Raw genomic sequence first — 5,360 nt, 5'->3', positions numbered from 1 at the left:
GATGGGCGTAGATGAAGTTCAGCCCAGGCGTGGTGCCCCAATGGCCGAGCAGGCGCGGCTTGATGTGCTCCGGCTTGAGCGGCTCGCGCAGCAGCGGATTGTCGAGCAGGTAGATCTGACCGACCGAGAGGTAATTGGCCGCGCGCCAGTAGCGGTCGAGCAGATCGAGATCGTCGGCCGGATGGGTGGGAGAAGTGATCTGCATGGGACCTCGCTTGCCGTCCGCTTCGCGCTGCGGAAGATTACATGAGAGTAACGCCGCACCGTCCAGTTCCAGCGCGGCTGCAGCATAGAACGGGAATGTGATGGCTGGACTTGCGCAGCCTCAGAACGCTGCCGGGTTACGTTCTACATTGTTCTTGTCTTGTTCTTATTTTGTGCTATGTCTTGGCCATGAGCCGAGCATCTTCACATGCCCTCAAGCGCCCACCGGTCCAGGTGCCCTCCGAGCCGGTGGGCGCGCCTTCCTCAGCTCCTGAAAAGGACTTTCCCGAACTCGCGGTCGCCATCGAACGGGGCCGGCGCCGCGGCCGGGGTGCACTATCCAATGCGAGCGGCCGCTACGAGGCTGAAGCTCGCGTTGTCTTCGATGACGGCTGGCAGAGCCTGGAAGAGTTGCCGCCGTTCAAGACCACGGTCGCCACCGATACCTCCCGCAAGGTCATCACCCGCAACGACTCGCCAGATATCGGATTCGATCGCTCGATCAATCCGTATCGCGGCTGCGAGCACGGCTGCGTCTATTGCTTCGCGCGGCCGACCCATGCCTTTCTCGGCCTCTCGCCGGGGCTCGACTTCGAATCCAAGCTGTTCGTGAAGCCGGATGCGCCCGCGCTGCTGGAGAAGGAGCTCGCGGCCAGCGGCTATGAGCCGCGGATGATCGCGATCGGCACCAACACCGATCCGTACCAGCCGATCGAGCGTGAGCGGAAGATCATGCGCGGCATCCTCGAGGTGCTGGAAAGGGTTGGCCATCCCGTCGGAATCGTCACCAAGTCGGCGCTGGTGATGCGTGATGCCGACATTCTGGCGCGGATGGCCAAGAAGAACCTGGCGAAAGTCGCGATCTCCGTGACTACGCTGGATCCGAAGCTGGCGCGCACCATGGAGCCGCGGGCGTCGACGCCGTCGAAGCGGCTGGAGGCGCTGCAGGCGCTGTCGAAGGCCGGCATTCCGACCACCGTCATGGTGGCGCCGGTGATACCTGCGCTGAACGACAGCGAGATCGAGCGTATCCTGGACGCTGCCGCCCATGCCGGGGTCAAGGAAGCCGCTTACGTGCTGCTGCGGCTGCCGTTGGAGGTGCGCGACCTGTTCCGCGAATGGCTGCTGGAGAATTATCCGGACCGCTATCGCCACGTCTTCACCCTGATCCGCGACATGCGCGGCGGTCGCGACTACGACTCGCAATGGGGGACGCGGATGAAGGGCACGGGACCAATGGCCTGGATGATCGGCCGTCGCTTCGAGATCGCCTGCGAGAAGCTCGGGCTGAACAAGCGGCGGACCAAGCTCACGACGGATCATTTCGTGCGGCCGAAGGGCGGCGGGCAGCAGCTCAGCCTGTTTTGAGTTCTGTGGAGCGGTCAATGAGTGCAGAGGTCGTGCCCCGTTTCACCGTCATTACTCTCGGCGTCTCCGGCATGCGCCGGAGCATCGCGTTTTATGCTTCGCTTGGGTTTGTCCGGAAGTTCAGAGCGACTGGCGAGGCCGTGGCGTTTTTCGAGACCGGCGGGACCGTCTTGGCGCTGTACCCCTGGGAGGCGCTCGCGCAGGACGCGGGCGTTGCGGACCAACCGCGGCCGCCGGCCTTCCGTGGTGTGACGCTGGCTTGGACTTGTTGCTCGGAGGCCGAGGTCGATACCGCGCTTGCATCGGCGGTTGAGAAGGGCGCGACGCTGCTGAAGCCGGCAAAGCCCACCGATTATGGTGGTTACAGCGGCTATTTTGCCGATCCGGACGGTCATGTCTGGGAGGTGGTCGTGGCGCCGGGAATCGATGTCGGCGAGGACAATCGCGTGCATCTGCCCGCCTGATCTCTGCCGTTCGGGGCTGCAGTGGGAATAGCGGGGAATTGAGCAGGGTTCCGGTTGCGTCGCTGCCGCCCCTTCCGCACCATGCCCGCCATGATTCGGGATCAATCGAAAAAGCCGGGCAGGACGAAAGCGGCCAGCGGTGCGGCGACGAAAGTGGGTGCGGCGAAGGGCGCCGCCAAATCTCCGGCCAAGCTCGGCAAGGGCGTCATCGCGGTGGCGCCGCCGAGCTTCCGGCGCGAGCGTGCGCTGTTGAAGCAGGGCGTCTGGCCGGTCGCGGGCTGCGACGAAGCCGGCCGTGGGCCGCTGGCGGGTCCGGTGGTGGCGGCGGCGGTGATTCTCGACCCCGACCGCATTCCGAAGGGGCTCGACGACTCCAAGCGGCTGACCGCCGAGCAGCGGGAGCTGCTGTTCGACAAGATCTGCAAGACCGCGGCGTTTGCCGTCGCCATTGCCTCACCGGCGCGAATCGACCGCGACAACATCCTGCGGGCCTCGCTCTGGGCGCTGTCGCGCGCGGTGAAGGCGCTGCCGGAGGCGCCGAGACATGTGTTCGTCGATGGCCGCGACCGCATCGATGTCGATTGCAATTGCGAGGCGGTGATCGGGGGCGATGGGCTGGTGATGTCGATCGCCGCGGCCTCGATCGTTGCCAAGGTCACGCGCGACCGGCTGATGTGCGCGCTGGCGCAGGACTGCCCCGGTTACGGCTTCGAGCAGCACAAGGGGTACGCGGTGCCGGAGCATCTCGCCGCACTGGACCGGCTCGGTCCCTCGGTGCATCACCGCAGCCTGTTCGCCCCGGTCGTGGCAGCACGGCGCAAGCATCAGCCCTGGACCGAGGCGCCGGAGCCCGACCTGTTCGCAGAGGTGACGGTGGTGACCTCCACCGAAATCTCGCTGGAAGCCTGATGCAGGTTGCCTCGACCGCGCCGCGGTCTTAAAGCTTGAGATAGCCAACCAGCACGAATTGTCACTCCTCGCAGCGGGGGCGGTCCTGTGCGCCTCGATCACGCGGTATCGATTGCGGGCAAGGGACAAGCGCTGCCGATGAGGGACGGTCCTGCCGGCCTTCTCGACCTCCCCAGCGGTCCAGCCAAGCGATCCAGCCGTTCATGCGTTTCACGTCACTGGTAGTCGAACTGATCCGCGCCAGACCGCGGCTGGTCGTCGTCATCGTGGTGCTGTGCCAGGCTCTGATGTGGCTCGGCGTCGCCGTGCTGTTCTACCGCAGTCCGCCGGGCCAGCTTGCCACCGCGATCGCGTTCGGGCGGGAATATCAGGTCGGCACCGACCTCGGACCGCCGCTGTCGTTCTGGCTCTCGGACATCGCCTATCGGGCCGCCGGCAACCACGCCTTCGGCGTCTATCTGCTGGCGGTGCTGTGTTCGGCGCTCAGCCTCTGGGTCGTCTATCTCCTGTCGCGCACGATCGTCGGCGGCCAGCAGGCCGTGCTGGCGGTGCTCCTGACCATGACGATCACGGCCTTCGGCGCGCCGACCCTGGAGTTCGGACCCGAGGTGCTGGCGCGGCCGCTCTGGGCGCTGCTGCTGCTGCACAGCTGGCGAATTCTCGGACAAGGCCGGCGCAATGCGTGGTTCGCCTGGTCGATCGAGGCCGGCCTCTTGCTGCTCACCACGCCGGCCGCCGCCGGCCTGCTGCTGCTGCTCGCCGGCTTCACGGTGTCGACCGCGCAGGGCCGCCGCGTGCTGCGCTCGTTCGATCCGTTGTTCGCGCTGCTCGTCGTGCTGGCGCTGGCGCTGCCCTATCTGATCTTCGTGCTGCGCTCCGACAGCGTCGGACTGCCGGCCTTGCCCATGCTTGCCGAGTTGTCGGCGCGCGGCTGGCACTGGCTGGCGCTGGCCGGGGGATTGCTGCTGGCGATCTCGGCGGTGGTGTTGCTCGTGCTGCTCGACGCCGGCTGGATGAGCCGCGGCGAGACGGACGCCCCGATCATCTATCGCCGCTCCGTCTCGCCGCTGGCCCGCGACTTCGTCTATTGCTTCGCGATCGCACCGGCCCTGGCCGCCAGCTTGCTCTCCGGCCTGTTCGGCCTTCCGACGTTGCTCGGGGGGACGGCCGTCACCTTGACCATGGTCGGCCTCGCTTTGGTGGTCGCCTCGGGCGACCTGATCTATCTGCGGCGGCAGCGGCTGTTGCGGATGGTCTGGGCGGCGGCGGTCGCCGCGCCTGCCGTGCTCGTGGCCGGCCGCGCGGTGGTGCTGCCCTTGTTCGGGGATGGCGAGGTCGCGACGTCGATGCCGGCCCGCGACATCTCCCGCTTCTTCGTCGACAGTTTTGAGCGCCGCACCAACCAGCGGCTGCAGGCGGTCGCCGGCGATCCGCAACTCGCCAGCCTGGTGGCGCTCGGCCGCCGTCGCGCGCATCTGTTCCTTGACGCCACGCCGCAGCGGACGCCGTGGATCACGGCGGCGAAGTTCGCCGAGAGCGGCGGCATCGTGGTCTGGCGCGCCTCGGACACCGCCGGCACGCCGCCGCCGGAGCTGGTTCAGCGCTTCCCCGGGCTGGTCCCGGAGGTGCCGCGCAGCTTCGACTGGCTGATCAACGGCCGCCAGCCGGTGCTGCGCATCGGCTGGGCCATCGTGCGGCCGAAGGGGCCGTAGCGCTCTCCGTCATTGCGAGCGAAGCGAAGCAATCCAGAGTCGTGAGCGGGACTCTGGATTGCTTCGTCGCAAGGGCTCCTCGCAATGACGTGGAGAGGGCTGGGGCCTACACCGCCAGCACCGTCGCGATCGATCGCAGATCCTGCCACGACAGCCGCTTGTAGGACGGCGAGCGCAACAGATAGGCCGGGTGGAAGGTCGCGATCGCGCGGATGGTGCGCTTGCCGGTGTCGTAGTCGCGCCATTTGCCGCGCATGCGCATGATGCCCTCGGTGGTGCCGAGCAGCGCCTGCGTCGACGGGTTGCCGAGCGTCACCAGCACGTCGGGATCGACCAGCTCGATCTGGCGGCGGATGAAGGGCAGGCAGATCTGCGTCTCCTGCGGCGTCGGCGTGCGGTTGCCGGGCGGCCGCCACGGGATGACGTTGGCGATGTAGACCTTCGTGCGATCGAGCCCGATCGCGCCGATCATGCGGTCGAGCAGTTTTCCAGAGCGGCCGACGAAGGGCAGCCCCTCGATGTCCTCGTCGCGGCCGGGCGCCTCGCCGACCAGCATGATGCGGGCCTCCGGATTGCCGTCGGCGAACACCAGCCGCGAGGCCGTCTGCTTCAGCGCGCAGCCGTCGAAATTCTCCAGCAGCTCGCGCAGCGCCTGGAGCGTCGGCGCGGTCCGCGCGGCCTCGCGCGCGGAAGCGATGGCTGC

6 protein-coding genes are annotated in these 5,360 nt (G+C 67.3%); 4 read left to right on the top strand and 2 right to left on the bottom strand.

All coding sequences use genetic code 11. The annotated features are described in order from the left end of the window. Positions 1-205 (bottom strand): phosphoketolase family protein (locus BRAO375_RS19060; RefSeq protein ID WP_035641153.1); only part of this gene is annotated, 205 nt, incomplete at its 3' end. A 188-nt stretch (positions 206-393) separates the two neighbouring features. On the opposite strand from BRAO375_RS19060, the gene BRAO375_RS19055 reads away from it, so the two are divergent. From BRAO375_RS19055 to BRAO375_RS19040, 4 genes are all read left to right on the top strand, one after another. Next, positions 394-1,572 (top strand): PA0069 family radical SAM protein, encoded by a 1,179-nt coding sequence (locus BRAO375_RS19055; RefSeq protein WP_035641150.1) that lies wholly within the window; start codon positions 394-396, stop codon positions 1,570-1,572. Between the two features lie 17 nt (positions 1,573-1,589). Next, a complete protein-coding gene (locus BRAO375_RS19050) occupies positions 1,590-2,036 on the top strand; it encodes a VOC family protein (RefSeq protein WP_009029090.1) in 447 nt (148 codons plus the stop codon). A gap of 81 nt (positions 2,037-2,117) precedes the next feature. After that, complete coding sequence (gene rnhB, locus BRAO375_RS19045) at positions 2,118-2,945, top strand: ribonuclease HII (RefSeq protein WP_035641148.1); 828 nt, start codon at positions 2,118-2,120, stop codon at positions 2,943-2,945. A gap of 203 nt (positions 2,946-3,148) precedes the next feature. Then, on the top strand, positions 3,149-4,657 hold the full coding sequence (locus tag BRAO375_RS19040) for a glycosyltransferase family 39 protein (RefSeq protein ID WP_009029088.1): 1,509 nt from the start codon (positions 3,149-3,151) through the stop codon (positions 4,655-4,657). Between the two features lie 106 nt (positions 4,658-4,763). Here the strand turns inward: BRAO375_RS19040 and BRAO375_RS19035 are convergent. Continuing rightward, on the bottom strand, positions 4,764-5,360 hold a 597-nt coding region (locus tag BRAO375_RS19035), incomplete at its 5' end, for a uracil-DNA glycosylase (RefSeq protein ID WP_035641145.1).

The organism is Bradyrhizobium sp. ORS 375, assembly GCF_000239775.1.
Taxonomy (GTDB): domain Bacteria; phylum Pseudomonadota; class Alphaproteobacteria; order Rhizobiales; family Xanthobacteraceae; genus Bradyrhizobium.
The sequence above is the reverse complement of the archived record's forward strand: the minus strand, read 5'-3'. Positions and strand labels throughout refer to the sequence as shown.

Coding starts and splice junctions, on each gene's coding strand:
- BRAO375_RS19050 (WP_009029090.1), top strand. CDS start 1,590: ATGAGTGCAGAGGTCGTGCCCCGTTTCACCGTCATTACTCTCGGCGTC.
- rnhB (WP_035641148.1), top strand. CDS start 2,118: ATGCCCGCCATGATTCGGGATCAATCGAAAAAGCCGGGCAGGACGAAA.
- BRAO375_RS19055 (WP_035641150.1), top strand. CDS start 394: ATGAGCCGAGCATCTTCACATGCCCTCAAGCGCCCACCGGTCCAGGTG.
- BRAO375_RS19040 (WP_009029088.1), top strand. CDS start 3,149: ATGCGTTTCACGTCACTGGTAGTCGAACTGATCCGCGCCAGACCGCGG.